This window comes from Streptomyces sp. NPDC048352 (assembly GCF_040651895.1).
GTDB lineage: Bacteria > Actinomycetota > Actinomycetes > Streptomycetales > Streptomycetaceae > Streptomyces.
Genome location: NZ_JBEZKZ010000049.1, coordinates 18,731 through 45,565 on the forward strand (window position 1 = coordinate 18,731; position 26,835 = coordinate 45,565).

23 protein-coding genes are annotated in these 26,835 nt (G+C 73.8%); 8 read left to right on the forward strand and 15 right to left on the reverse strand.

Annotated elements, in window-relative coordinates; genetic code table 11:
- Positions 1-30: 30 nt before the first annotated feature.
- The 8 genes from AB0D45_RS23435 to AB0D45_RS23470 all read right to left on the reverse strand — a co-directional run bounded on the left by AB0D45_RS23435 (position 31) and on the right by AB0D45_RS23470 (position 7,833).
- Positions 31-2,097 carry an RICIN domain-containing protein gene (locus tag AB0D45_RS23435; RefSeq protein ID WP_362462151.1) on the reverse strand — a complete coding sequence of 689 codons (2,067 nt, stop codon included), beginning with the start codon at positions 2,095-2,097 and terminating at the stop codon, positions 31-33.
- Positions 2,098-2,480: 383 nt separating this feature from the next.
- Positions 2,481-2,813, reverse strand: a complete 333-nt coding sequence (locus AB0D45_RS23440; protein WP_361610086.1) for a TcmI family type II polyketide cyclase — start codon at positions 2,811-2,813, stop codon at positions 2,481-2,483.
- Between the two features lie 35 nt (positions 2,814-2,848).
- Positions 2,849-3,328 carry an SRPBCC family protein gene (locus AB0D45_RS23445; RefSeq protein WP_361610087.1) on the reverse strand — a complete coding sequence of 160 codons (480 nt, stop codon included), beginning with the start codon at positions 3,326-3,328 and terminating at the stop codon, positions 2,849-2,851.
- 1 nt (position 3,329) lies between these two features.
- Positions 3,330-3,584, reverse strand: coding sequence for an acyl carrier protein (locus AB0D45_RS23450; protein ID WP_361610088.1), 255 nt, complete (start codon positions 3,582-3,584; stop codon positions 3,330-3,332).
- Between the two features lie 77 nt (positions 3,585-3,661).
- Complete coding sequence (locus AB0D45_RS23455; RefSeq protein ID WP_362462155.1) at positions 3,662-4,915, reverse strand: beta-ketoacyl synthase N-terminal-like domain-containing protein; 1,254 nt, start codon at positions 4,913-4,915, stop codon at positions 3,662-3,664.
- Positions 4,912-6,183 carry a beta-ketoacyl-[acyl-carrier-protein] synthase family protein gene (locus tag AB0D45_RS23460; protein WP_362462158.1) on the reverse strand — a complete coding sequence of 424 codons (1,272 nt, stop codon included), beginning with the start codon at positions 6,181-6,183 and terminating at the stop codon, positions 4,912-4,914. Before AB0D45_RS23460 ends, AB0D45_RS23455 begins: the two co-directional genes overlap by 4 nt.
- Positions 6,180-6,626, reverse strand: a complete 447-nt coding sequence (locus AB0D45_RS23465) for a cupin domain-containing protein (protein WP_361610092.1) — start codon at positions 6,624-6,626, stop codon at positions 6,180-6,182. The genes AB0D45_RS23460 and AB0D45_RS23465 overlap by 4 nt, the downstream gene beginning before the upstream one ends.
- 109 nt (positions 6,627-6,735) lie before the next feature.
- Positions 6,736-7,833, reverse strand: a complete 1,098-nt coding sequence (locus AB0D45_RS23470; protein ID WP_362462161.1) for a SchA/CurD-like domain-containing protein — start codon at positions 7,831-7,833, stop codon at positions 6,736-6,738.
- A 292-nt stretch (positions 7,834-8,125) separates the two neighbouring features.
- Between AB0D45_RS23470 and AB0D45_RS23475 the strand changes: the two genes are divergently transcribed.
- Positions 8,126-9,757: an FAD-dependent monooxygenase gene (locus tag AB0D45_RS23475; RefSeq protein WP_362462164.1), complete on the forward strand. Its 1,632-nt coding sequence runs from the start codon at positions 8,126-8,128 to the stop codon at positions 9,755-9,757.
- A 44-nt stretch (positions 9,758-9,801) separates the two neighbouring features.
- Here AB0D45_RS23475 and AB0D45_RS23480 read toward each other — a convergent pair whose 3' ends face one another.
- The 3 genes from AB0D45_RS23480 to AB0D45_RS23490 all read right to left on the reverse strand — a co-directional run bounded on the left by AB0D45_RS23480 (position 9,802) and on the right by AB0D45_RS23490 (position 12,668).
- On the reverse strand, positions 9,802-10,011 hold the full coding sequence (locus AB0D45_RS23480; RefSeq protein WP_361608137.1) for an acyl-CoA carboxylase subunit epsilon: 210 nt from the start codon (positions 10,009-10,011) through the stop codon (positions 9,802-9,804).
- A 173-nt stretch (positions 10,012-10,184) separates the two neighbouring features.
- Positions 10,185-12,002 (reverse strand): galactose oxidase-like domain-containing protein, encoded by a 1,818-nt coding sequence (locus AB0D45_RS23485; RefSeq protein ID WP_362462167.1) that lies wholly within the window; start codon positions 12,000-12,002, stop codon positions 10,185-10,187.
- 66 nt (positions 12,003-12,068) lie between these two features.
- The gene (locus tag AB0D45_RS23490) at positions 12,069-12,668 is read right to left on the reverse strand and encodes a hypothetical protein (protein WP_362462170.1); all 600 of its coding nucleotides are present in this window, start codon (positions 12,666-12,668) and stop codon (positions 12,069-12,071) included.
- Positions 12,669-12,976: 308 nt separating this feature from the next.
- Here AB0D45_RS23490 and AB0D45_RS23495 point away from each other — a divergent pair, with 308 nt between their 5' ends.
- The 6 genes from AB0D45_RS23495 to AB0D45_RS23520 all read left to right on the forward strand — a co-directional run bounded on the left by AB0D45_RS23495 (position 12,977) and on the right by AB0D45_RS23520 (position 20,541).
- The gene (locus AB0D45_RS23495) at positions 12,977-15,196 is read left to right on the forward strand and encodes an ATP-binding domain-containing protein (protein WP_362462205.1); all 2,220 of its coding nucleotides are present in this window, start codon (positions 12,977-12,979) and stop codon (positions 15,194-15,196) included.
- A 203-nt stretch (positions 15,197-15,399) separates the two neighbouring features.
- Positions 15,400-16,593 (forward strand): cytochrome P450, encoded by a 1,194-nt coding sequence (locus AB0D45_RS23500; RefSeq protein ID WP_362462173.1) that lies wholly within the window; start codon positions 15,400-15,402, stop codon positions 16,591-16,593.
- Positions 16,594-16,701: 108 nt separating this feature from the next.
- On the forward strand, positions 16,702-17,967 hold the full coding sequence (locus AB0D45_RS23505; protein ID WP_361608149.1) for a VWA domain-containing protein: 1,266 nt from the start codon (positions 16,702-16,704) through the stop codon (positions 17,965-17,967).
- Complete coding sequence (locus AB0D45_RS23510; RefSeq protein WP_362462176.1) at positions 17,967-18,767, forward strand: hypothetical protein; 801 nt, start codon at positions 17,967-17,969, stop codon at positions 18,765-18,767. Before AB0D45_RS23505 ends, AB0D45_RS23510 begins: the two co-directional genes overlap by 1 nt.
- A 109-nt stretch (positions 18,768-18,876) precedes the next feature.
- Positions 18,877-19,794 (forward strand): MurR/RpiR family transcriptional regulator, encoded by a 918-nt coding sequence (locus AB0D45_RS23515; RefSeq protein ID WP_361608155.1) that lies wholly within the window; start codon positions 18,877-18,879, stop codon positions 19,792-19,794.
- Between the two features lie 357 nt (positions 19,795-20,151).
- Positions 20,152-20,541, forward strand: a complete 390-nt coding sequence (locus AB0D45_RS23520; protein WP_361608158.1) for a hypothetical protein — start codon at positions 20,152-20,154, stop codon at positions 20,539-20,541.
- Between the two features lie 40 nt (positions 20,542-20,581).
- On the opposite strand, the gene AB0D45_RS23525 is transcribed toward AB0D45_RS23520, so the two are convergent.
- The 4 genes from AB0D45_RS23525 to AB0D45_RS23540 all read right to left on the reverse strand — a co-directional run bounded on the left by AB0D45_RS23525 (position 20,582) and on the right by AB0D45_RS23540 (position 25,997).
- Entirely contained in the window at positions 20,582-22,168 is a 1,587-nt protein-coding gene (locus AB0D45_RS23525) for a phospholipase (RefSeq protein ID WP_362462179.1), read from the reverse strand.
- Positions 22,169-22,516: 348 nt separating this feature from the next.
- A complete protein-coding gene (locus tag AB0D45_RS23530; RefSeq protein WP_362462181.1) occupies positions 22,517-23,020 on the reverse strand; it encodes a GNAT family N-acetyltransferase in 504 nt (167 codons plus the stop codon).
- Positions 23,021-23,049: 29 nt separating this feature from the next.
- Positions 23,050-25,542, reverse strand: a complete 2,493-nt coding sequence (locus tag AB0D45_RS23535; RefSeq protein WP_362462183.1) for a serine hydrolase — start codon at positions 25,540-25,542, stop codon at positions 23,050-23,052.
- A 275-nt stretch (positions 25,543-25,817) separates the two neighbouring features.
- Positions 25,818-25,997: a hypothetical protein gene (locus AB0D45_RS23540; protein ID WP_362462186.1), complete on the reverse strand. Its 180-nt coding sequence runs from the start codon at positions 25,995-25,997 to the stop codon at positions 25,818-25,820.
- Positions 25,998-26,129: 132 nt separating this feature from the next.
- On the opposite strand from AB0D45_RS23540, the gene AB0D45_RS23545 reads away from it, so the two are divergent.
- Positions 26,130-26,600: a VOC family protein gene (locus AB0D45_RS23545; protein WP_362462189.1), complete on the forward strand. Its 471-nt coding sequence runs from the start codon at positions 26,130-26,132 to the stop codon at positions 26,598-26,600.
- Positions 26,601-26,835: the final 235 nt, after the last annotated feature.

Below are 26,835 nucleotides of genomic sequence, written 5' to 3' on the forward strand. Positions count from 1 at the left end.
GGAGTACGGCCGCCCGCCGGTTCGGTGCGGTCAGCCGGCCTTGCGGGCCGTCCAGACCTGCGCGGGACGGCCGTCCGCGCGCTGGAGGTCGAGCAGCCAGGTCCCGTAGTAGGGCCGGTTGCTGACCGTGAGGGCGAAGCCGCCGCTCGCGTCGGTGATGGTCACCGCGCCGTCGCGGGCGTTCACCCGCCACTGCTGGGCGGCGGAGTTCCCGCAGGGCTGCTGCGCGATCCACATGTTCGCCGCGGGAGCGCCGCCGGGCTGGAGGCACTTGCCGGACGCCGCGGACTTGATCCGCACCGTCCCGTTGCCCGCGTCGTCGAAGTACCACTGCTGCTGCGCGTAGCCGTTGGTCCGGTTCGCGACGAGGACGGTGCCGTCGGCGGTGCGCCCGCCCCACAGCTCGGCGGCCATGCCGCTGCTGCCGTTGCCGAGCACGTAGCGGGTGCCCGGGGTGGTGGCGCCGTCGCCCGTGCCGGTCGTACGGAACGAGGCGGCCTTGCCGGGGCCGCTGTCACGGCCGGAGCCGTCGCGGACCGACACGGCGGCCGTGTACGCGGTGCCGGGCTTGAGGTTGTACACGCGCAGGGAGGTGGACTGGACCCAGGTCAGGTGCTTGCCGTTCAGCAGGACCTGGTACCAGGCGGCGCCCTCGGCCTTGGGCCAGCTCAGCACCACCGAGTCCGACTGGATCTGGCCGGCCGTCACCGCGGGGGCCCCGGTGGGCTTCGTGGTGGGCGACGGGGTCGGCTTGGCCGTCGGTGACGGGTTCGGGTTCGGGGTGGTGCCGCCGCCACCGCCCTCGCCGCGCATCAGGAACTGGTTGTCGGCGATGTTCCAGTGGGTGGCCAGGTAGCTGCCGGCCTTCGGACTGGTGTGGAAGTAGTCGTCGTGGTTGCAGTCCAGGATGTTCTCGGCGGCCTTGTTGGTGCAGATGGTGCGCATCTGCGGGTAGTACGGGGTGTCCGAGTAGCACATGACGTCCCACTCGTCGGTGCAGTGCGCGCCCCGGCTGGTGTTGGGCGCGCTGTTGTTGACCGCGCCCAGGTTGTGGCCGAGTTCGTGCGCGGCGGTGTGGCCGCCCCAGCAGCCCGAGTCCGTACGCCCGTAGGAGGGGCCGAAGTTGCTCAGGTTGTTCTGGCCGGGCCGCTCGTCGCCGTTGAAGGTGCCGATGCCGCAGTAGACCTGGGTGTCCGCGAAGATCATGTACTTGCGGTCGCGGCGGTCGAGGCCCTTGCCGGCGAGTGCGTTGTTGGTGGCGCTGAACTCCGACAGTGCGGAGTCGGGCAGCTCGATGTTGAGCACCGAGGGGGTGCAGTCGGCGGCCGTCACGTAGCGGATGTGCCGGACGCCGCCGGTCTCCTTGGCGCTGGCCGCGTAGATCAGGTCGGCGTCGGCCGCCCACTTGCGGAACGAGGCCACGTACTCGGCGTACCGGTCGCGGCCGGGGCCGTGCACGTACACGACCTGGACGCGGTTGCCGGTGCTGCCGTCGCCGTCGCACTGGACGGTCTGCCCGGCCGGCCCGGCGGCGACCGCCTGGCTGCCGGACGCCGGCGGGGCCGGGGCCTTCGCGCTCGCGGCGCTGCGGGCGTCGGCGGCGGGCGCGTCCTGAGGACGCCCGCCGCCTTCCGTGGCGGCCGGGTCGGCGTCGGCGGGGGAGGCGGGATCGGCCGCGGGGGCCTTGGTGCGGACCACGGGCTCCACGTCCCGCTTGATGTCGACGCCCCCGGGGGGAGCGTCGGGGCCGTGCGTGCACAGGCCCGCCTTCGTGCGGTAGACGCCGACGCAGCGGTCGCCCTGGGGCGCCGTCTCGAGGCCGTCGTACACCATGCCGCGCGAGCCTTCGTTGGCGGGCGCCTTGGGGAGGGGGGCCGGTTCCGCGTCCCGGGCCGGTGCGGCAGCCGGTTCGGCGGGGGCGGAGGGTGCCGCGGCCAGTGCGGGCGTGGTCGCCTCGGCGTCGCCGCCGAGGCCGGAGTAGGCGATGCCTGCCGCGAGGACCGCCGCCGAGGCCATGGCGGCGGTCAGGAGTATCAGCTTCCGGGGTTTGCGCCGGTGGCCGGGCTTGCGGCGCCGGCCGGTGGATCGTGCTGTCATGCGCACCTCAAGTCCTGGTCAGGAGAGTGGGTGCGCGGAAGCTTGCCAGATGAGCGGCTCGGAGAATTCGGACAAAGGGGAGCCCGGCCCGAGAAATCTATCCGTTACCTTGTTGCGTGATTTGATGAACTGTCAACTTGCTTTGTAAAAGGGGGAGTTACGCGCGTCGCACAGGAAAGGTCCAGGCCTTTTCCGCTATCTCGTTACCAAATCGAGATATGAGGCGGAACCTTGTTGACGGGAATTCAGTCAGGTATTCATTCAAAAACTACCTGCCGAATTCTCCCCGTCACGAGCCGTGAAGCGGGAGGCGTGCGCCGCCCGCGCCCGTGGGTGCCCAGGCCGCCCGGAAGGCGCCGCGCCGGCATGGGCACCCCTACGGACTACCGGACGGCGTCCCGCTCCCAGACGTAGAACCGCTGGGCCATCGCGTCCTTCGGGCCCCGCCAGGTCTGCGGGTCGTGCGGGCTGACGAAGGCCGAGAGCCGCTCGCTCAGGTCCACGAACTCCGGGTGCCCGGTGACCTTGGCGATGGCCGGAGCCGGATCCGTGTCGGACTCGATCAGGTGCATGTACACCTCCCCGAACTGGAAGAGGCTGCGGCGCCTGACCCCGACCAGGCGGGGCAGTTCACCCGCGTCCGAGGCGGCGAACAGGCCGGCGATGTCGGGCGCCGAACCGGGTGCCATACGGGCCACGATGAGGGCTTGGTGCATCGGGGGGTGCCTTTCGACTCGGGAGGGGCGGTGCCTCAGCGGCGGCCGGCGACGGCCTTGCGGCCGCTCCGCTCCCGCTGCTCGATCTTGTCCCGGATGAGTTCCATCTGGATCCGGGAGTTGAGGTTGATGCGGTCGGTCATGCCCGCGTCGTCGATCGGCGCGTCCGGCTTCATGGCGAAGTCCTGCACCCACCGCATGCGGGTGCCTCCGGGCACCTCGCCGTACTCCCAGTGGATGTCCATGTGCGCGAACGGACCGGTCTCCACCCGGCGCGCCCTCACCGTCAGGCCCTCCCGGTCCACCGTCCGCTCCGAGACCCAGCTCCACACCACCCCGTTCTCGTCCGGGTGCATGGCGAGGCGGAACCGGGTGGTGTTCCCGGCCTTCTCCAGGATCTCGACCGACGCGTACTCGCTGAACAGCTTCGGCCAGTTGGGCAGGTCGTTCGTCACGTCCCACACGACGTCGACGGGGGCTTTGACCACGATCTCGTTGTCGGTGTGTCCAGGCATGTCAGGCTCCGGTCATGAGGCTGTTGTTGACGAGGTCGACGAACTCGCGGGGGCTCTTGCAGCGGTCCGCGTCCGCGGGCAGCGCGCGGCCCCGCCGGTTCTCCAGCTCACCGACGATGCCGAGCAGGCCCAGCGAGTCCAGGCCGTAGTCGTCGAACCGGGAGTCCGGGCGGCTCGCCAGCTCCGCGGGGTCGACGGTGATGCCGGCGGACTTCATGAGCGTCGCCAGCTCTTCCAGGGTCAGTCGGTCGGACATGGTGCCTTCTCTCTTTCCAGCTTCCCGGGACCGGGCCCCTTGCCCGCACCCGGCCCTGACGAACGGGGTACCGGTCCCTACACCGCGGATCCGGGCCCCTTGCGGAGGACGAGGGCCGCGTTCGACCCCATCCGGCCCCGGCTCAGGACGAGCGCGGTCCGCAGGGGGGCGACACGGGCGCTGCCGGTGACCACGTCGAGGTCGTGGCAGACGTCGAAGACGTTCGGGGTGGGGGGCACGACCCCGTGCTCCAGGGCCAGGACCGCGGCGGCCGCGTCGAGGGTGCCGGCCGCGCAGTACGCCCGCCCGGTACCGGTCTTGGGCGCGGTGACGGGCACCTTCGCCCCGTACCCGCCCAGCGCCTCCCGGATCGCCCGCGCCTCCGCCGCGTCCGCCTCGGGCGTGCCCAGGGCGTCGGCGAAGACCACGTCCACCTCCTCCGGAGCCAGGCCGGCCTCCTGCAGCGCCCCGCGGATGGCATGGGCCAGGCCCTCCGCGGACTCCTCGGGCCGCCCGGGCCCGGTGAAGGTGGCCGCGTGCCCGGCCACCAGGGCCCGCACCGGCGCGCCGCGCCGCTCGGCCGCCGCGGCGTCCTCGACGGTGAACATCGCGCCGCCCTCCGCCGGGACGAACCCGCAGGCCTTCGCGGTGAAGGGCCGGTAGGCGCGCTCCGGGTCCTCGGCGGTGCTGAGCCCCTCGTACCCGAGCTGGCACACCACCGAGTACGGCGCGAGCGGCGCCTCCGTCGCGCCGACCAGCATCGCCCGGCTGCCCTGGCGGATCCCGCGGGCGGCGTGCGCGAAGGCGTCCAGCCCACCCGCCTCGTCGCTCGCCACCACCCCGCAGGGGCCCTTGAACCCGCGCCGGATGGAGATCTGGCCGGTGCTCGCCGCGTAGAACCAGGCGATCGACTGGTACGGCCCGACGTAGCGGGGGCCCTGCCCCCACAGCCGCTGCAGCTCGCGCTGCCCGAACTCGCCGCCGCCCGAGCCGGCCGCCGTGACGACGCCCACCGCGTACGGATCGTCCTCGTAGTCCGCCCTGCCCAGCCGGGCGTGCTCCAGCGCCAGGTCGGCCGCCGCCAGCGCGTAGTGGCTGAAGCGGTCGGTCTGGACGAGGAACCGCTCCTCGACCAGCGCCCCGGGGTCAAAGCCCCGCACCTCACCGGCGACCCGCACCGGAAGGTGCTCGCACCCCTGGCGGGTCACCCGGTCCAGGACGCTGTCACCCGCCTGGGTCGCCTTCCAGAAGGCGGCCGCGCCGATCCCGTTGGGCGCGACGACCCCGATGCCCGTGACGGCCACCGACGTGCCGGCAGTACGGCTGTTCACGCGCGTACCTCCTTGGGCTGGGTCATGACCACCGCCGACTGGAAGCCGCCGAAGCCGCTGCCGACGGACAGCACGCTGCGCAGCGTGTGGCTGCGGGCGGTCCGCGGCACGTAGTCCAGGTCGCATTCCGGGTCGGGGGTCTCGTAGTTCGCGGTCGGCGGCACCACGTGGTGCTTCATGGCCAGCACGCAGGCCGCGAGTTCGATCGCCCCGATCGCGCCGAGGGAGTGCCCCACCATCGACTTGATGGAGGTCATCGGCGTCTTGTAGGCGTGGTCGCCGAGGACCCGCTTGACGGCCGCCGTCTCGTGGCGGTCGTTCTGCTTGGTGCCGGAGCCGTGCGCGTTGACGTAGTCGACGTCCCGCGCGTCGATCCTGGCCTGCGCCAGGGCCGTCTCGATCGCCCGCGCCATCTCCAGGCCCTCGGTCGTCAGCCCGGTCATGTGGTGGGCGTTGCCGAAGGTGGCGTAGCCGCCTATCTCGCAGTAGACGCGGGCCCCGCGGGCCCGGGCGTGCTCCAGCTCCTCCAGCACCAGGACGGCGCCGCCCTCGCCGAGGACGAAACCGTCCCGGTCGGCGTCGAAGGGCCGCGAGGCGTGCGCCGGGTCGTCGTTGTTCGCCGAGGTCGCCTTGATGGCGTCGAAGCAGGCCACGGTGATGGGGGAGACGGGGGAGTCCGACGCGCCGGCGACGCACACGTCCATCCGGCCCTCCTGGATGGAGTGCACGGCGTACCCGACGGCGTCGAGCCCCGACGTGCAGCCGGTCGAGACCGTCTGTACGGGGCCGCGCGCCCCCGCTTGCTCCGCCACCGCCGAGGCGAGGGTGGCGGGGGTGAACGCGCGGTGCAGGAAGGGGGAGGAGAGGCGGTGGTCCACGTCCCACCACGCCCCCTGCTGGCTGACCGCGACGTAGTCGTGCTCCAGCCGGGTGGTACCGCCGACCGCCGTGCCCAGGGAGACGCCCGTACGCCAGGCGCTCTCACCGTCGAGCTCCAGCCCGGCGTCGGCCATCGCCTCCCGGGCGGCGACCAGGGCGAACTGGATGTAGCGGTCCGCCCGGGCCGCCTCGTCGCCGGTGAGGCCGTGCTCACGCGGGTCGAAGTCGACCTCGGCGGCTATCCGGGAGCGGAACCCGGACGGGTCGAACAGGGTGATGCCCCGCGTCGCCGTACGCCCGTTGGACAGCAGGTCCCAGAAGGCGGAGGTACCGATGCCGCCGGGGGCGACGACGCCGACCCCGGTGACCGCCACCCGCCGGCGCGTCACGAGACCACCCCGGAGCGCTCCGGGGGACGCTCCGCCCAGGCCGAGGCGTCCGGGTTCGGCGCCTCCTCGGTGTCCACGTGCCCCAGCTCCGGGCGCGGGGCGAGCGGGCCGAGGTGGAAGACCATCCGGGCCTCGGTGCCGCCGGTGTTGCGGAACCGGTGGCGCACGTTCAGCGGGACCAGCAGTCCCTGGTCGGTGCGCAGCGGGTGGGTCTCGCCGTCGAGGTCCACCTCCAGCGTGCCGGCGACCACGTACACGAACTCCTCGGAGTACGGGTGGTAGTGCTCGGCGATCGACTCCCCGGGAGCCATCACCGCCAGGCCCATGAAGCCGCTGGTCGAGCCCACCGAGGTCGGGGTGAGCACGGCGCGCAGATCCCCTCCGCGCCTGCGGTTGGGCTGGGTCTCGCTGAGGTCGACGATGCGCGGCTGATGTCTGGTCATGCTGACTTCCTCCTGGCGGATCGCAGCCTGGTCGTGCGCATGGGCTGCCGGGTGGGGACGGGGGTGGGGCGGGGGGCCGGATCCGGGCGGTGCCCGCGGCCCGTCCGGATCAGGCCTGCGCCGGAGCCCGGCGGTCGGTGATCAGGTCCATGGGGTGGGGTGCGTCCGGCGCCGAGCCGGGCGCCCCGGCCAGCAGGCGGCGCAGCACCGCGGCCCTGCGGGGACCCTCGATGCCGAAGCCCGCCGCGAACCGGGCGTCGGCCGGGCCCTTGACGTCGAGGAGGCGGACCACGACGTCGTCCCGCTGGAAGATGCTGCTGCTCAGCACCGGGGACGTGGGGACCTTCGCGGCCGCCTCGTCCTGACGGGCCAGGAAGCGGGCGACGAGCGGCCCGCAGCCCGCCTTCGCCGGGTAGTACAGCGCGTGCCGCGTCACCTCGTCGGGCTGCGGCCCGTGCGCGGCGACGTGGTGGACCGCAGGCAGGGCCGCCCGCATGAAGAACATCCGCGCCGACTCCGGGTCGGACAGGTCCCGGTCCTGCTCCAGGTATGGGTTGATGGCCTCTTCGACGGCCCGCACCTCGGGCTGCTCCGACACGTGCCGCAGCGCCGCCGTCAGGTCGCCCTGGACCTCCACGGCCCGGACCACCCGGTTGCCGTGCATGAACAGGGAGGTGCGGCAGAGCCGGGTGTGGTCGTCGACGCGGGCCGCCGGGGAGGTGTACGAGGACAGGATCCGGGCGACCTCGGCCTCGCTGCCCGGCTTGACCGTGAACGTCAGCGCGTGCCGCACGACGCCCTCCCCGAGCCGGGGCGCGACCTGGAGCCGGCCGCGCGACGCCCGCTGGGGGGCCTCGTACCGCTTTCCGGTCTCCCGCAGCACGGTGAAGGTCAGCGGCCGCATCGAGCGGGCGCAGGCGCCCAGCGGCCGGACCTGCTCGGCGTGCTCCTCGCTGTTCACCCACGCGAGGTACTGCGGCGCGCTCTCCCACTCGCTGGTGATCAGCCACTGCGAGGGGTTCGCGAAGGACTGGCAGAGCTGGTCGCCCAGGTGCCCGGGGACCGAGGCGATGTCGTGCCGCAGCTGCTCGTAGGCGTCGAAGAACCGCTGCTGGGCGCCCTCGTGGAGGTCCATCAGCAGGACGACCCGCAGCATGGAGCCGTCGAACGCGGACTGCGACACCCGTTCGGACAGGGTGGTTGTCATCTGCTCACTCCTTCGTGAGGGCCTGGGACCGGCGCGCGCGATGCGATGCGTCGTCGGCGGCGACTGCCGGGGGCGCGGGCCCCTGCGGGCCCCGCGGGCCTGCTCGGTCCGGGAACGGCGGACGCTGTGGCCCAAGTGGGGCCGCCGCTGTCGCTCATCGTCATCCGGCCGGGTACGGATCGCTACATCTCCGGATCAAGCGGGTGACAAGACGCGACTCGCCAAGGCAGGAACGCTGATCGGGGGCATAAGGCGTCCACTGCCCCCCATACGAAACAGGAGCCCGCAGCCGATGGAAGAACATGCCGATGTCCGCGTACCGGTCCTCGTCGTGGGCGGTTCCCTCGTAGGCCTCTCCACCTCGCTGTTCCTGAGCCGCCACGGCATCGGGCACATGGTGGTCGAGAAGCACGCCGGGACCTCCGTCCACCCGCGCGGACGGGGCATCAACGCCCGGACGATGGAACTGTTCCGGACGGCGGGCGTCGAACCCGCCATCCGCAAGGAGGCCTCCGCCCTGGAGGCCAACCAGGGCATCCTGCAGACGCAGGCCCTCATCGGCGGCGAGCACAAGTGGCTCATCAAGGCGGTCGACCCCACCGGGGCGCTCGCCCGCTTCAGCCCCACCGGCTGGTGCCTGTGCAGCCAGAACAACATCGAGCCGGTGCTGGCGGCACAGAGCCGCGCCCAGGGCGCCGACGTGCGGTTCTCCACCGAACTGATGAGTTTCGACCAGGACGCCACGGGCGTGACCGCCCTGGTGAAGGACCGCGAGACCGGGGAGCACCTCACCGTCCGCGCCGACTTCCTCATCGCCGCGGACGGCCCGCGCAGCCCCGTCCGCGAGGCACTGGGCATCCGCCAGACGGGCAACGGCGAGCTGTTCCACAACGTGAGCATCGTCTTCCGCTCCGAGCGCCTCGCCGAGGCCCTGGGCGACCTGCGCTTCATCGTCTGCTACCTGATGCGGCCGGGCGCGGACGGGGCGCTGCTGCCGGTCGACAACGAGACCCAGTGGGTCTTCCACGCCCCCTGGCACCCGGAGACGGGCGAGACGCTGGAGGACTTCACCGAGGAACGCTGCACCGCGCAGATCCGCGAGGCCATCGGCGTGCCCGACCTCGACGTGGAGATCGGCGGCAAGGCCCCCTGGCACGCCGCGGAACGGGTCGCCGAGCAGTACGCGGTCGGCCGGGTCTTCGTGGTGGGCGACGCGGCCCACGAGATGTCCCCGACCGGGGCGTTCGGCTCCAACACCGGCATCCAGGACGCGCACAACCTCGCCTGGAAGATCGCCGCGGTGCTGAACGGCTCCGCCGGCCCCCGCCTGCTGGACAGCTACGAGGAGGAGCGCCTCCCCGTCGCCCGCGCCACCAGCGAGCGCGCCTCCGCCCGTTCGGCCGAGCACAGCCACCCCGGCTACGTGCCGCCGCCCACCATGGGCGGCGGTCCCGGCAGCGGGGTCCTCACCACGGCCATGGGCTACTGCTATCCGCGCGGCGCCGTCCTCGGCGGCGACCCGTCCCGGCCCGTCATCCCGGAGGAGATGCGCCTCAAGGGCGACGTCGGCACCCGGGCGCCGCACATGTGGCTCACCCGGGACGGCGAGCGGATCTCCACGCTGGACCTGTACGAGCGCTCGTTCGTGCTGCTGAGCGGCCCGGGCACGCCCTGGCGGGAGGCGGCCCGGCAGGCGGCGCGGGAGACGGGCGCGCTCCTGGACGCCTACACCGTCGGCTCCGCACCGGACGCCGACCTGGTCCAGCCGGACGGCGCCGACTGGGCGGAGCTGCACGAGCTGCCCGCCGACGGCGCCGTCCTCGTACGCCCGGACGGGTTCGTGGCGTGGCGCGCGGAGGGCCTCCCGGCCGATCCGCGGGGCGAGCTGACGGACGCCCTCAAGCGGCTGCTGCGCCGCGTCTGAGGGCGGTTGCGGGCCGGTCCGGCGGCAGGCGGTGCCGGGCCGGCTCACCGGCACGCCCAGCACCCCGCCCAGCACCCGTGGCCGGCGGCCCGGGGACGCGGGCGGTGGTGCGCGCGCCGGCCCGGCCGGGGCCGCGGCTGTGCGGCCCGGCCCGTGAGGCAGGCGACCACCACCGCGATCGCGGCCAGTTCCTCCGGCTCGGCGGTGCCCCGGTGCACCCGGAGCAGGCTGGCTATGGAGACGTCGCTTCCCATCGGTACGGCCTCTCGTCGGGAGACCCCCCTGACCGCTCCGGCCCCGCGGGGGCGGAGCGGCCGCGTGCTGACGACGCTACGAGGCCCCCGACGGCGTGTCGTGCGGGGAAGCCCCGTCCGCACCCATCCGGGCGACCCGCCCGCAGGCACCGGGACATGGAGCGGGAAGGCGGCTACCGCCGCCCGAGCTTCACCCACTTGGCCGTACTGGGCACCCCGCGCCCGTCGAGCAGGAACAGCATGTAGTAGCCGGGCGGAGCGTCCGCCGCCGTCGGCGGGGTCCGCAGGGCGAGGGTGTCCCCGCGCACCGCGGTGATCGGCAGCTCCAGGTGCCGCTGGCTGGTGTTCACCGCGTGGGTGACCGTGGTCGGGGCCAGCAGCACGGCCCGCCGGACGGCGGAGGCGGTGGAGCTGCGCACCTCGAAGGCGGCGCCGTGGGCGAGCTCGCCCCGCGGTGCCCGGTCGAGCGCGGGCCGGGCGCCCCGGTGCAGGTAGGGGGGCTCGTAGAGCTCGATGCTGCCGTCCATCGAGTCACGGATGTCTGGGTCGTTGGCGATCTGCTGGAGTTCGTCGCCGGTCACCATCACCCGCCCGTCGGGCAGCACCAGCGCGTTGGAGTGGTAGCCGCGGGGCAGCCGCTGCGCCGGGCCGAGCCGCCAGTGGCCGGCGGCGTCGCGCAGCTCGGTGTGGCGGTACTTGAGGTCGGCCTCGGGGTTGAAGGGGCCGTGGCCGTAGTCGCGGGTGTCCAGGGCTCCGTTGACGGTGAGCAGGGTGGCGTCCGGGAGGATCAGGGTGTCGTCCTGGGTGCGGCCGAAGGCCCGGGGCTCCTCGGTGGTCCACCGCCCGCCCGCGAGCCGGTAGGTGTGGGGGTCGTGCGGGTCCCCGCCGAGCACCAGCACGGAGTCCGGGCCGCGCAGCCCCGCCGGCAGCGGCACGGCGGAGCCGTAGCCGCGGAAGTCCGCCGGGCGCCGGGGCAGGTCGCTGCGGGTCTCCCTGACCGGGTCGAAGAGCCACTGCTGGTCGGCGTCCCGGCCCAGCCCGTAGATCATGCCGTCCCGCAGCGAGAACAGGTGCGGGTAGTCGTTGCGGAAGGGGGCGTCCGCCCGGAACCGGTCGACCGCGACGCCCAGCGGGATGTCGTACGGGCGCCAGGGCACCCGCAGCCCCTTCGCGGGGAACCGCTCCACCACCGGGGTGGGGGTGCCCGTACCGCGCTCGGACTGGCCGGACATGATGAACTGGCGGCCGTCGGCGCCGGTGACCGCGGAGGGGTACCAGCGGCCCACCGACATGTCCCGGTTGCGGTACCAGTGCTCGGTCCACGGGTCGAAGACGAAGGAGAGCTTCGCGCCGCTGCCGCCCTTGCCGCCGGAGTTGCCGCCGAAGACCGCGAGCATGCCGTTGGGCAGGAACGCGTGCCCGGCGCAGAAGAACGGCGCGGGGCGCGGGACGTACGTACCGTCCGGCATCAAGACGGTCGGCGGCCGGACCTCCTTGAAGGCGCGGGCGCCGGTCCCCCTGGCCGGGTCCCAGAGGAAGGCGCGGCCCGCGTTGGTCGGGCCGATCCGGTCGGTCGGGCCGGTCTCCTTGGTGGGGTCGACCTCGACGCGTTCGAAGGAGAAGAGCAGCACCTTGCCGGTCGGCAGCTGGGCCAGGTGCACCCCGAAGTCGGGGGAGGGGAAGAAGTCGGTGAACCGGCCCGACTCCTGCGGCCGGAAGGCCCGGTTCGCCAGCTCCTGTGACGCGGTCAGCGCGGCCAGGCCGGCGGTGCGGGTGGCCTGCGGGTAGTCGGTGCCGCGGGCGGCCCGGCGCCGCTCGGCGTGCGCCCGCGCGTGCTCCTGACCGATCAGGGCGGCCTCGCCGGCCTCCGTGTCCGACCGGTCGTGGGCCGGAGCGGCCGCGACGGCCGGCTGGGACAGGAGGACGGCTGCGGCCAGCACGGCGGCCACGGCGGCGGACCGGTGTGCCGACCGGTGTGCTGCTCGGGACATGCGACTCCTCGGTGTGCGACGACCGCAGGGACGGGAGGGACGCCATGCTAGAAGATCACATGCATATCACCTCATATGACGCGGACCCGCTGCCTCGTACGGGTGCGCGGCGGCGCGGTGCCGGCGGCGGTAGGAGAGGGTGAGGGCGCCGAGCAGCGGGCCCCAGGCGGCGAGCGGCAGGTAGAGGAACCCGATCAGGGTGGCGCCGGTGGCGGTCAGGTCGGGGTGCGGGACGAGCCACCAGAAGGCGAACGGCGTCCACACGAGGGTCAGGACGACGGCGCACGCCCCGGCCGCGGCCACCACCCGGCCCGGCGCCGACCGGCGCCCTCCCACCAGCGGCACCCGGCGCGGGAGCTCCACCCCCCAGGGGCGCACCAGCCCGAGCGCGAGCAGCGCGAGCACCTCGCCGGCCACGCTGAGCAGGACGACGTACACCCGGCCCCAGCCCGGCAGGCCGGCCGCCGCGTAGCCGGCTTCGGTGTAGCCCGCGAGGAAACCGGCGGCGAGGAACAGCCGCCAGACGCCGGTCGGCAGGGTGAGCAGCGCGGTGACGTGCGCGGCCCGCACGGCCCAGCGGGGCGCGGCGGGAACGCCGGGCGCTGAGGGGACGACGGGCGCTGAGGGAACGGCGGGAACGGCGGCGGTGGAGCCGGTGCTGGTCATGGCCACCATGCTGTCGGCCCCCGCCGGTCCCGGCGTCGGCCCCGGGAAGGGGCCGCAGGACCGCACTCGGCAGGACTCCCGCGTACCCGCCTCCCCCGCCCGGGGGAGGGGCCGTCCGCCCGCAGGCAGCCCCACGCGCACGAAAAACGCCCCGGATGAATTGACGTCCGGGGCGTGCTCCTGCGTATATTCAATAGTTCACGCCCTCGAAAAAAGGAGGGCATGACGAAGCTTTACGGGGACATCGTATCGCGCAGGGAGTGGAATTGTCAAACGCCGAATTTCAGAGCGAGCAGGAATTCATCAGCATGCTCTACGCGCGGCTCGAAGACCTCCGGGACCAGGCCGAACGGGCCGTTCAGGGCGCCCTGGGGGAGGGCGGCACCGGCTTTCAGGCGCGCCTGGAAAGGGACGTCCTGGTCGCCGAGCAGTCCGGGCTGCTTTCCGCCCTGAACTCCGCCGAGCACGGCCTGTGTTTCGGCCGGCTCGAGTTCTCCGACGGCCGCGACCACCACATCGGCCGTATCGGCATCAGACAGGACGACGCCGAACGCACCCCGCTCGTCCTCGACTGGCGCGCCGAAGTGGCCCGCCCGTTCTACCTCGCGACCGGGCACGTCCCCATGGGCCTGCGCCGCCGGCGCCACATCACCACCGAGGGAGGCCGGGTCACCGCCCTGCACGACGAGATCCTCGACCTCGCCGACACCGAGCGCACCGGGTACGAGGGCGCCGACGCGGACGCCGTGCTGCTCGCCGCGCTCGACGCCGCCCGCACCGGCCGCATGCACGACATCGTGCGGACCATCCAGGCCGACCAGGACCGCGTCATCCGCTCCCCGCACCAGGGCGTCCTCGTCGTGGAGGGCGGCCCCGGCACCGGGAAGACCGCCGTCGCCCTGCACCGCGCCGCCTTCCTCCTCTACGCCCACCGCGAGCTCCTCGCCCGGCGGGGCGTGCTGATCGTCGGCCCCAACCCCGCCTTCCTCGGCTACATCGGCGAGGTGCTGCCCGCCCTCGGCGAGACCGGGGTGCTCCTGGCCTCCCCCGGCGACCTGTACCCGGGGCTGCGCGCCACCGGCACCGACCGCCCCGGCGCCGCCGCCGTCAAGGGCCGCGCCGGCATGGCCGAGGTCCTGGCCCGGGTCGTCGCCGACCGCCAGACGCTGCCCGAGGCGGTTCCCGCCGGCAGTGGGGAGGACAGCGCCGTGGTCCCCGAACCGGCACTGGAGATCGACCACGACGACTACGGCACGCTCCTGCTCGACCGGACCATGGCGCACGCGGCCCGCGACCGGGCCCGCGCCACCGCCCTGCCCCACAACCCGGCCCGCCCCTACTTCGCCTTCGCCGTCGTCGACGCCCTCACCGAGCAGCTGGCCGACCGGCTCGGCGCCGACCCCTACGGCGGCCCCAACCTCCTCGGCCCGGACGACGTCGCGCAGCTCGGCAAGGAGATCGCGACCAGCCCCGCGGTGCACGCCGCCATCGACACCCTCTGGCCGCGCCTGACCCCCGAGCAGCTGGTCGCCGACTTCCTCGCCGACCCCTCCCACCTCCCGGCGCGGGAGGCCGAGCTGATCCGCCGCACCTCCGGCGACTGGACCCCGGCCGACGTCCCGCTCCTCGACGAGGCCGCCGAGCTCCTGGGCGTGGACGACAGCGCGGAGCGGGCGGCGGCCGAGCGCGACCGGCTGGAGCGCATCGCCTACGCCCAGGGCGTCCTGGACCTGTCGGCGGGCTCGGAGTCCTACGAGTTCGAGGACATGGAGAACGAGTACCTCGCGGCCCACGACATCATCGACGCCGAGCGGATGGCGGAGCGGCAGGAGGAGGCCGACCACCGCACCACCGCCGAACGCGCCGCCGCCGACCGGACCTGGGCGTTCGGCCACGTCATCGTCGACGAGGCGCAGGAGCTGTCCGAGATGGCCTGGCGGCTGCTGATGCGCCGCTGCCCGACCCGCTCCATGACCCTGGTCGGCGACCCGGCGCAGACCGGCGAGGAGGCCGGCTGCGGCTCGTGGAAGCAGATCCTCGACCCGTACGTCGGCGACCGCTGGGAACACGTACGGCTCGGCGTCAACTACCGCACGCCGGCGGAGATCATGGAGCTGGCGGCCGCGGTGCTGCGCGCCCACCGGCCCGGCTTCGAACCGCCGCGCTCGGTGCGCTCCACCGGCGTACGGCCCTGGGTGCGGGCGGCGCCCGACCTCGCCGGCGCGGTCGCCGAGGCGGTGCGCGAGGGCGCCCCGGCCGAGGGCCGGCTCGCGGTGATCGCCCCGCGCCCGCTGCACCCGGCCCTGGCCGCCGCGCTGCCCGGCGTACGGGCGGGGCAGGAGCCGGACCTGACCCGGCCCGTGGTCCTGCTGGACCCGCGCCAGGCCAAGGGGCTGGAGTTCGACACGGTGATCGTGGCCGAGCCCGCGGACCTCGAACCGAGCGACCTGTACGTCGCGCTCACCCGCGCCACCCAGCACCTCGGGGTGGTGCACACCGGCCGCCTCCCCGAAGGACTGCGCGACTGACGGACGCGGCCCGCGGCGCCCGCCCGGCGGACCGGAACCCGGCCGCCCTCCGCCCGGCGGACCGGAATCCGGCTCTCCGCCCGGACTCGGCGGCGGGCCGGAATCCGGTGCCATCCGCCCGGGGCAGGAGACCGGCCATTCGCGCGCAGGAGTGGCCGGATTCGCCCGTCTCCGGGCGGCTTTGCCCGTCGTAGTGTGACCGGATGCCTGTAGTTGACATCAGTTCCAGCGCTCCCGACTTCGACTCCGATCCCCACTCCTTCTACGCGTCGCTGCGCGCGGCCGGGCCGGTGCACCAGGTCAGGGGCGTCACGCCCGGGGAGGATCCGTACTGGATCGTCGTCGGGTACGAGGAGGCCCGCCAGGCCCTCACCCACCCGGACCTGCTGAAGGACTGGCGTACCTCCGGGCTGTATCCGGACATCGAGCCCAGCGCCTCCAACGCCAACATGCTGGAGTCCGACCCGCCCCACCACACCCGCCTGCGCCGCCTGGTGGCCCGGGAGTTCACCGCCCGCCGGGTGGAGGCGATGCGCCCCCGCGTCCAGCAGGTCACCGACGAGCTGCTGGACGCGATGGCCGCCCGCCCCGCGCGCACCGCCGACCTGATCGAGGCCCTCGCCTTCCCGCTGCCGATGACGGTCATCTGCGAGCTCCTCGGCGTCCCGGACCTCGACCGCGAACGCTTCCGCCGCTGGTCCAACGACATCGTGGCGCCCCGCCCCGAGGCCACGAACGCCGACGCCCACGTCCAGCTCAGCCTCTACCTCACGGAACTCCTCGCGGCCAAGGCCGAGTCACCCGGCGACGACCTGCTCAGCGCGCTGATCCGCACCCGCGACGAGGACGGCGACTCGCTGTCCCCCGACGAGCTGATCGGCATGGCCTTCCTCCTCCTCGTCGCCGGCCACGAGACCACCGTCAACCTCATCTCCAACGGCGTACGGGCCCTGCTGGCGCACCCGGACCAACTGGCCGCGCTCCGCGCCGACTACGACGGGCTGCTGGGCGGCGCCGTGGAGGAGATGCTCCGTTACGACGGGCCCGTGCAGAACGCCACCTACCGCTACGCGGCCAAGGACGTGGAGCTCGGCGGCGTCCTCATCCCCGCCGGGTCGGTCGTGCTCGCCTCCCTCTCCGGCGCGGGCCGGGACCCGGGCCGCTTCGCCGAGCCCGACGTGTTCGACATCCGCCGCGCCCCCGGAGGGCACCTCGCCTTCGGGCACGGGCTGCACTTCTGCATCGGTGCCCCGCTGGCCCGCATGGAGGGCCGGATCGCGCTCCGGAGCCTGCTGGAACGCTTCCCCGGCCTGGAGCTGGACCCGGCCGGCGGCCCCCTGGAGTGGATCCCGGGCAGCCTGATGCACGGGGTGAGCCGGCTGCCGGTGCGCTGGTAGCGGCCGCCCCCGCCGGGCGGCGCGCGCCGTGCCGCCGCCCGGCCCGGGCGAATTCCGCCTGCTGGTCCGCGTTTTGGATTGGTGCCCGATCCTCAATACGATCCGGCGATGATCACAACAAAACGGCTGGCGGCAGGGGCCTGCGGCCTGTTCGTCGCCGTGACCGCGGGACTCTTCCCACCCACCGCAGCCGCCGCCGACGGGCCGGCGAAGGAACCGCCCAAGGTCGAGCTCGTCCTCGACGTCAGCGGCTCGATGCGCGCGACCGACATCGACGGCCAGTCCCGGATGGCCGCCGCCAAGCAGGCCTTCAACGAGGTGCTCGACGCGGTCCCCGACGAAGTCCGCCTGGGCATAAGGACCCTGGGCGCCACCTACCCCGGTGAGGACAGGGCGCTCGGCTGCAAGGACACCAAGCAGCTCTACCCCGTCGGCACGGTGAACCGTACGGAGGCCAAGACCGCCGTCGCCACCCTCGCCCCCACCGGGTGGACGCCCATCGGGCCGGCCCTCCAGGCCGCCGCCCAGGACCTGGACGGCGGCAACGCCACCCGCCGGATCGTCCTCATCACCGACGGCGAGGACACCTGCGCCCCCCTCGACCCCTGCGAGGTGGCCCGCGACATCGCGGCCAAGGGCATCCACCTCGTCGTGGACACCCTCGGACTGGTCCCCGACGCCAAGACCCGCGCCCAGCTCACCTGCATCGCGGAGGCCACCGGGGGCACCTACACCTCGGTGACGCACACCGCCGAACTCTCCGGCAGGGTCAGACAGCTGGTCGACCGGGCCGCCGACCCGGTCGCCACCCCGGTGGCGACCGAGGGCGCCAAGCAGTGCGAGGGCGCCCCGCTGCTGAAGGCCGGCCTCTACAGCGACCGCGAGACCTTCGGCGAACACCGCTGGTACCGGGTCGAGGTACGCCCCGGGCAGGAGCTGCGGGCCTCGGTCAGCATCGGCTCCGACCGGGCCGTCAACAACGACTACGGGGTACTGCTGCGCGCGACCACCGTCCACGGGCGGGAGATCGTGCGCGGCTCCGAGGCTGGGGACGGCCGTACCGACGTGATCTCCACCGGCCTGCGGTACCCGAAGGCCGAACTCGACGGGGACGCCGCCGAGACCCCGGAGACCGTCTGCCTCCAGGTCAGCAACTCCTTCTCCGCCGGCCCGGCCGTCAAGACCGCGCCGGGGATGCCCGTCGAGCTGACCGTCGACCTGGTCGACGGCCCCGACGAGGGCTCCGACGTGGCCTCCTTCGGCCTCGGCCGGGGCTGGTGGCTGATCGGCCTGCTGGTGCTCACGGGCCTGCTGACCGGTCTGGTCTGGGGCTGGATCTCGCGCTGGCGCATCTCCGTCTGGAGGACCAACTGATGCGTACCGTACGCACCCTCGCCGCCGCCCTGCTGGCGGGAGCCGCGCTCCTGGCACCGGCCGCCGCCGCCACCGCCGCCCCGAGCCCCACCCCGAGCACGGGCCAGGGCACCGGCAAGGACGGCCGGGCCCCGACCGAGGCCGGTACGGGCTTCCGCACCGCCGCCCTGTTCCGGCCCGGGCAGAAGGCCACGGCCTCCGCGGCCACCGGCGACTACCTCTACTGGGCGTTCCCCGCCGACACCGGCCAGCGCGCCACCGTCCGGGCCGCGGTGACGCTCCCGCAGAGCGCCACCCGGCACGGGGCGCAGACCTGGCGGCTCGACGTGTACGACGGCCTGCGGCGCCGCCAGCCCTGCGCCTACGGGAAGCAGAGCACGGCGGCGGCCAGGGAGGCCGCCACCGTCGAGCTCTCCTGCACCCTGCGCACCGTCCGCTCGGGGGCGGAGGCGTGGTCCAACGACCCGCTGCCGGGCAGCTACTACGTCCGCCTGACCGTCGCCGGGGTGCACGAGGAGGACCTCGGGCTGCCGGTACGGGCGCAGGTGGAGGCCGCGATGACGGAGACGGGCGGGGCCGCGGCCGTGGACGCGGCCCTGGCCGAACCCCTGGTCCCGGGCATATCCGGCGCCTCGGAGTCGCAGCGCGAGGCGCGCGCCCCGGAGGGCGGCTGGTCCGGCGGCTGGTGGTCCGACCGCTGGCTGTGGACGGCCGCGGGCGGGGTGCTGGCGGCCCTCGCCGGCGTCTACGGCCACTCCCTCACCCGCGGCTCGGGCCGCCCCTCCCGGCCGCAGGCGTGAGCGGGTGCCGCCGCGCCCGAGGGGGTGCGGCGGCACCGTGCCGGGCGATCATCCGGCCACGGAGCGTGGGCTATGTTGGAAGGAGAGTGACGTGAGAAGGAGGCCGCCGGTGTCATCGGGGCAGCAGGCACGCGCGCAGGCGGCCGCGATCAAGCCCGGCGGGACCCCGCCGGAGCAGGAGAGGCCGCCGGCCGAGCGGCTCCTCGCGCTCTTCGACGGCCACCGCCTCTCCCCGGGCCAGCGGCGGATCGCCCAGTACCTGATCGACCACCTCACCGAGGCGGCCTTCCTGTCCATCACCGAGCTCGCGGAGCGCGTCGGCGTCAGCCAGCCGTCCGTCACCCGGTTCGCCTCCTCGCTCGGCTTCAGCGGCTACCCGGCCCTGCGCGACGTGCTCCAGCCGATCGCGCTGTCGGCGGTGGCGGGCACCCCGGACACCCGGGAGCAGATCCGGCGCAACGAACTCCAGGCCGCGGTCGACGCCGAGATCGAGAACCTGGAGCACGTGCGCCGGCTCCTCGCCGACACCAACCAGGTGCTGGACATCGGCCGCGAGCTGGCCGGCTCCGTCCCGCTGACCGTGCTGGGCCTGCGGATCTCGGTCTCCCTGGCGGAGTACTTCGCGTACGCGGCCCGCCGCATCCACCCCGACGTGCGCCTCGTGACCCGCGGCGGCAGCGTGGCCTACGACGCCCTGCTCCAGTGCCGGGCCGCGGGCGGCACCTGGGTGCTCGCCTTCGCCATGCCCCGGCACGCCAACGAGACCCTGGCCGCACTGCGCGCGGCCCGCAGCACGGGGCTGCGCGTCGTCCTGATCACGGACCCGACCGTGGGCCCCCTGGTGGAGGCGGCGGACGTGGTGCTGACCGCCGGCACCGGTTCCCGGCTCGTCTTCGACTCGTACGCGGCCCCCGGCATGCTGTCGGCCGCCCTGCTCCAGGCGATGGCCGACGCGGACCCGGAGCGGACCCAGGCGCGGCTCGAACAGTACGAGCAGGTCGCCGACCAGCACGGTTTCTTCATGTAGGGGCTGGTTCCACCCGGTCTCGACCCCCGGTTCCACCGGTCTCCCACCCGCACGCCGAAGCGGGATATTCAGAGCCGGGACATGCATGAAATTTTTCATACTCTTGCTTACTCGACGGTATATATGTTTACTGACGGCGGCGCTCCGGATCCCTCAGACGCCAAAGGCGGACGCTCCCCACGTCCGCCTCGAACGGACACCCAGTACGCCGAACCTCCTCACGGCGGGACCGGGTGCCCAGTCAGGGCTTGCGGATCCCCCGGAGGAGCGCCCCTGGCGGCCTCGGCCAACCCCTGGGCCGAGGCCGCCCACAGCAGTGTCTCGATCAGAGTTCGACACCCCTCGGAAGTGACGAGAATGCCCCAGACGGCCACCCTCACGCGCAGCCCGGACTGGCCCCTTCAGGTCAAGGCGCCCGGCACGCACGACTGGGAGCGCACCGCCACCCGCTGGCTGCGGGACCTCCTCCCCGCCCGCTACGGCGGCTACCTGACGCTGACCCGCCACCACGCCCTCCTGGCCCGGCACGTGCAGCTCCAGCTCCAGCACGAGATGCGCGCGGTCCGCGTCGCCCTGCACACCAGCCGGGCCGACCTGCCGACGATGGGAGTGGCCGAGTCGGTCATCGAGAACACCATCCGGATGTACGCCATCGAGCTCGAACAGCTGGGCCGCCTCGCCCGCGGCGCCCGTCTCGTCTCCGAGGCGCTCCTGGGCAGCGCCGCCCCGGGCCAGCGCAGGCGCTGACCCGGGACGCCGTCCGCCGTCGCCGTCCGCCGCCGGCCGCTCAGGCCTGGCAGAGGCCGCGCGCGTAGTCGTACGTGGCCGTCGCCCGGGAGTACGTCCACTGCGGAGCCAACAGGGAGTCCTTCAGCTGGTTCGCGGCGGCCGGGCTCTCCACGACGTAGCCGAAGTCCTGGAGCCAGGACGGGTAGAGGTTCTTCGAGCCGATGTAGAAGGCCGCGTCGTCCACCGAGACCAGCTTGTGGTGCTGGGCGTACGGCTTGCCGTCCGCCCACGCGGCCCTGTCCGACGCCCGGAAGGTCGCCAGTTGCAGGCTCTGGCACATCGCGGCCTTCGCCTTCCCCTCGTCACCGGCCAGGACCGTCAGACGGCCGCGCAGCGCGTCGCTCACCTCGGACAGCGACTTGATCTGCGAGTAGCCGTCGCTGCCGACCGCGCCCCGGTTCGCCGGGTCGCTGACGACGATGCGGACCTTCACCCCGGCCAGCAGCTTCGCGGCGAGCGTGTCGTACAGGCGGACGTCGTAGCGGGGGAGCGGCGGGCAGGTCGCGTTCAGGTCCTGCTGGGAGATCTCGACGTGGCTCTTCGCGCTCGCGACCAGCGCGCGCAGGGCGCTCTCCTCCGGGTTGACCGTGTCGTAGTCCCGGTCGGCGTTGGTGTTGTCGTGGACGCCGATGCCGCACTTGGTGTCGGGGGCCGTCGGCAGCACCGGCCTGAACGCCGAGGCGGGGTCGGACTGGCGGATGCCCACGCCGAGACCGCCGACCGCCAGCGCGGGGACGTCCCCGCCGCCGGCCGGAACGGCCGGCCGGGGCAGCGTGGGCAGGCAGCCGGCGCCGTTGGAGGAGGCGAACCAGACGCTGCTCCAGCTGCTCTTGTTGCGGCAGGTCCAGTCCCACAGCGTGTCCAGGTAGCGGCCGGCGGAGCCCGCCGCCGGACCGGACAGCGCGAGGTCGACGTCGTTCACCGGGTGCGCGGTGTCGAGGTAGTCGTCCTTCCAGCTGTTGATGCCGCCGGTGATCACCGAACCCCCGTCCACCACCACCAGCTTGGAGTGGTTCCAGGAGAAGCCGGTCTTCGAGGTGGTCATCGAGGCCACGTTGAGGGTGACGTTCGCGGCCGCCGGCCCCAGCTTGGCCACCATCTCGTCGCGGTACGAGGACGGGATCACGTTGGCGTGGTAGATCGGCGCGGCGCCGACCAGGATGCGGACCTGGAGGCGGTTGCCCTTCTGCACGGCCTCCTTGAGGCCGGCCACGATCGCGTCCTGGAAACCGCCGTTGGGGAAGGGGGCCAGGGTGGAGATGTCCACGCTCTCACGGGCCCCGGCGATGTCCTGCCGCGTCTTGTCCAGCAGGCGGCGCGACCCCGGGCGCTCGGTGCAGGCCGGGTCGCCCCAGCAGCCGGGCGTCTGGAGCAGCCAGTCGGAGCCGCCCGGCGCGGAGGAGCCGAGACGGTTGCCGGCCGTGCGCTCCCACACCGAGCCCTCGAGGCCGGGGGACACCTGGCGCAGCGTCTGCTCCACGGAGTCCAGGTGCGGGGTGGGCGCCTCGGCGAACGCCGGCGCGGCCGGCAGCAGGGCGAAGGAGAGGGTGAGCGTGAGGGCCGTCGTGCGGACGGTGCGTGCCAATGTGGTTCCTTGGTACTGGGGGGGTGGCTCCGGCCGGGCGGCACCGCGGAGCGGGCCCCGGCCTTGATCAACTCGCGCAAGTTACCAGCCCGTAAGCCCTTGTTCACCCGACCGGGGTCGCCTTCCGGCCACCGCCGGTGAGCGGTGGGACGAGCCCCGCCGCGCGGTGTCCGGCCACCCCCCGCGGCAGCGTGTCCGGAAGCAGACGCGGGGACACGGCCGTCCGGTCGGCGCGGGGTGCGGCACGAAGGACGGCCGCAGCGCACCCTTCCCCCGCCGCCCGGGCAGCTGCCGGACGGCTCTTTCGGCGTCCGCCCGGCCCTGCTCGCCGTCGCGAACCCGTCACCCCTACCGCTGCGCGGCGTAGCAGCGTACGGTCACCAGCCGGTCCGGACCCCACCGCTGCTCGACGGTCGCCAGCAGGCTCCAGCCGAGGCGCTCGTACAGCGCGGCGGCCGCCGTGTCGGAGGCCACCACGTCGAGCACCGGATGCAGCCCGAGCTCCCGCGCTTCCCGCACGGCCCGCGCCATCAGCAGGGCGCCGATCCCGTGCCCGCGCGCGCCGGGCGCGACGAACAGCCGGCTGACGACGGCCACGCGCTCCACGGGCACGCCCGTCCGCCGGCTCCACAACCCCGGCGCCGAGTCTCCGGGTCCGCTGCGGCACAGGCCGACATGGCCGGCCACCGCGCCGTCCCGCTCCGCGACCCAGCCGCCGAGCAGGGCGGGCGGCGACAGCCATTCCCGCGGCCGCTCGGGCCAGTCCACCGGATAGCCGTCGCCGCGGTGCACCTCGGCGAGTACGCGCACGCACGCGCCGAGATCGTCGTCTTCGCGTCGCCGGATCTCCATCCGGTCATGCAACCACGGCCGCATCCGCCTCAGGACAGCCGGGTGATCCTCGCCCCGAACGAGGGCTCCCGCAGGTCGGTTCGCACCGCGACCGGCACGCTCTTCGCGCCGCTCCCCTCGCCCACGGTCAGTACGCCGACCTCCGTCCCCGCCCCGGCCCCGTGCGGCACCGGTCGGGCGCCCGCCCCCAGCGTCAGCCGCAACCGCTGCCCCGGCACCCCCGCCACGGCGAGGTCCTTCGCCGCCACGAGCGGGGTCGTGCCACCCAGCCCGTCGGACACGTGCCCCACCAGCTGCCCCTTGCGGATCACGGTGACCTGGCCGAGCGCCGAGCGGACCGCCTCGATGACCTTGCGGCTGTTCTCCTTCACCAGCGCCAGGCTGTTGGCCGCGTCGGGGTCGGGGCCGTCCACGTGCTGGTCCATCATCGTGCCGAGGATCAGCGGGGTGTCGCCCCCGACCGACTTGTACGCCGCCCACATCAGGGTGCCGCCGGCGGGGGTGCTCGACCCGGTCTTGATGCCCCTCACGCTCAGACCCGGTGCGAGGAGCAGGTCGGCGTTGTTGTTCTTGATCGGCTCGGGCAGCCCCTCGATCGTGGCGTTGGGCATGGCCACCACCGCACGGAACGCCTCGTCCCGCATCACCGCCTCCGCCAGCTTCAGCTGGTCGACAGCGGTGCTGACGGTGCCCGCGTCCAGACCGCTGGGGTCCGTGTACGTCGTGTCCTCCATGCCGAGGTCCCGGGCCGCGGCGTTCATCTTCGCGACGAAGGCGCTCTCGTCGTCGCTGCCGGCGTCCCAACGGGCCAGCAGACGGGCGATGTTGTTGGCCGAGGGGATCATCAGCATCTTGAGCATGTCCTGCTGGCTGAACTTCGTCCCCGCGGTCAGCCCCTCGATCCGGGACTCGTGCTCCGAGGCGCCGTCGGCCACAGCCTTGGCGTCGACCTCGATCCGCGGGCCGGGGTCGTTCCTGCGCAGCGGATGCCCCTTGAGGACCACGTACGCCGTCATCACCTTCGCCACGCTGGCCGTCGGCACCGGCCTCTGCTCACCGAAGGTGCCGATGTCACCGGAGCCGGCCACGCGCACGGCCGCCTGCCCCTTGGCCGGCCAGGGGATGGGCGTCGAACCGTCGAGGGTGTACGAGGCCTGCGCCGCGACGAGCTGCGGGGCGGGCAGCGGGCGCAGCATCTGGCCGCCCACGACGGCGGCCCCGAGCAGCAGCACGATCGGCGTCCACACCTTGACGCGGCGCGTGAGGGTGCGGCCCCGGGTCTCCGGCGGGGCAGCGGTGTTGGTCAACTCCGCCAGCAGCTCCAGGGGCGGCTGCGGCACGGGACGCGTCGGAGCGCCGGCCGGCACGCGGGGGCGGCCGGTCGGTACGGCTGCCGGGCCGCTGCCCTGGGGCCGGGTCGCGTCGGTGGGCGCGGCGGGACGGGCCGGCCGGTCCGGGGCCGGCGGCTTGGGTCCGGCTTCCTTGGCGGGCCGAGCCGGTGCCGTGTCACCCGGCACGCGGGGGCGGGCGGTCGGTACGGCTGCCGGGCCGCTGTCTTGGGGCCGGGTCGCGTCGGTGGTTGCCGGGGGACGGTCGGCGCTGGCCGCCCGGTCCGTGACCGGCGGCTTCGGCCCGGCTTCCTTGGCCGGCCGTTGCGGTGCGGCGCCGCCCGCAGCGGGCGGCGACTCCTGGTTCTCCTTGCGTTGGGGGGCGGTTGCCCCGGCTCTGCCGTCACCGTCCTTCGCCCATGACGGGCGCGGACGGGACTTCCCGGCCCCGGACGGCGTGGAGTCGCCCGGGCCGCCCGCGCGGTCGGGCAGGGCGGAGGGGGACTCGCCGCCGTCGGGGCCTGCGGCGGCGTTCGCGTCGCCGGTCTCTTGCGCCGGGGCCGACCCGTCGGGGCTGTCCGCCGGGGACGCGCTCCCGTCGGGCTGCGCAGCGGGGGAGCCGCCGTCCGCCCGGTGCGGAGTCTCGCGTGCGGCCGCCACCCGGTCACCCTCGGCGGCGCCGTCCGCCCCGGGGGCGCGTACCCCCGCGGCGGAACCCCGGGCTGCTTCCGGCGCGGAGGCCCTGGCACCGTTGACGGCCTCGGCCCGCCCGGTGCGGCTACCGCTCTCCGACTCCGCGTCGGTCCGCTCGCCCCCGGCCGGCTCCCGCTCGGCGCGGGCGCTGCTCTCCGTCTCCGCGTCGGCGTCGGCCGGTTCCCGCTCGGCGGGGCTGCCGGTCTCCGTCTCCACGACCGTGTCGGCCGGTTCCGCTTCGGTGTCGGCGTCGGTCTGCTCGCTCCGGCCGCCCGGCTGCTGCTCGGCGCGGGTGCCGGTCTCCGTTCCCGCATCGGCGTCGGCGGGTTCCCGTTCGGCGGGCCTGCCCGTCTCCGCTTCCGGGTCGGCGTCGGCCGGGTCCTGTTCGGCGGGGGCGTCGCTCTGCTTGTTCACGGTGCGGGGACCGGAGTTCGCCCGTTCCCGCCCGGCAAGGACAAGGGTGTTGTCCGTTCCGTCGCTCGCCACCGATTCCGCCTTCATCCGTGCCCACCTTGCTGTTCGCACCCGGCTCTGCCGGTTCTCGCCGTCACGTCGACGCGCCTCCCGGCCCGCCGATCACCTAGATGCCCCGCCCGGCCTCCGCGTTCCGCCCTCGCAGCGTTGTGACGGTTCGGTCATACTCCGCAGACCGCCAGTACCTCAACGCGCCCCGCCGCCACCGGGCGCGGCCCTCGCGGGCGATGCGGTTGGGCGGAACCGAGCCAGACCCTGACCAGGGTCGTGGGAACCTACACGAGTCTCTTTCGGTCCGGCGGTCAGATCGCCCTGGGGAGGTAGGGCGATGCTGCGACCTGGGCCATCGTCCGAAGGTTCGTGAAGTAGGAGGCGCAGCACTCCTCGTTGATCAGGGGCGCGATCTTGTCGAGGTCGGCGATGCAGCCCCAGAGGAAGGCGACGCTCCTGTCGTCGAGTCCGCCGTTGAGTTCCCTCTGCACGAGGCCGACGACATCCGCGTCCAGGAGGACCAGGTTTACGCCGTCGAAGTCCACACCGCGGAAGCCGTCGGGGATCAGTGCGCGCAGGTGGTCCTCCCACAGCCGGGCGAGTCCGCCAACGGCACGCAGCGCATGAGCCTTGCCGCCGCCGGGCTCGACGTGCGCGGGGTTCCGTCAAACCCGGCGCCGGGCTTCGGCGCTCTAGACTGCGCGGTCATGACACAACGATGGCCCTTCATTCACCACGTCACCTTCATCGCCTCGGACCTCGAGGCGAGCACCCGCTTCTACACCGCCGCCCTCAAGCCTCTCGGTGTGGTCCGGGAAGCGTCCGACGGCGGAGCGGAGTTCTGGGAAGAGGAGTTGGACACCCCTTCCTTCGGCCTGTATGCGGCGGGCGACGCCACGGTGACCCGGGGTGCGCACATTGCGTTCACCGCACGCGACCGAGCGGCGGTTGACGCCTTCTATGAGGCCGCCCTGACCGCTGGTGGCACGTCCCGGCACGAGCCCCGGCTTTGGCCTGAGTACCGCGCCTATTGCGCGTTCGTCGACGACCCGGACGGCAACAACATCGAAGCCGTGCACAAGGAGCAGCAGTAGGTCAGTCGGGTGTGGCCCTCCGCTCAAGGAGAGCCACACCCGACTGGGTACGGCAATGGCTGTCTCGGCGCGGGTAAGGCCGTCGGGGATCATGGTGCGGTGTTGGTCGAAGTAGAGGCAGTGCAGCCCACCCCCTCGGGGCCCCTGTATGTCCGAGTGCACTCGGCGGTGGGTGCAGTGGTGGCGCTCTGGCAGGGGGCCCCTGAGGCCGTGGGGCGAGAACACCGGGTCGAGT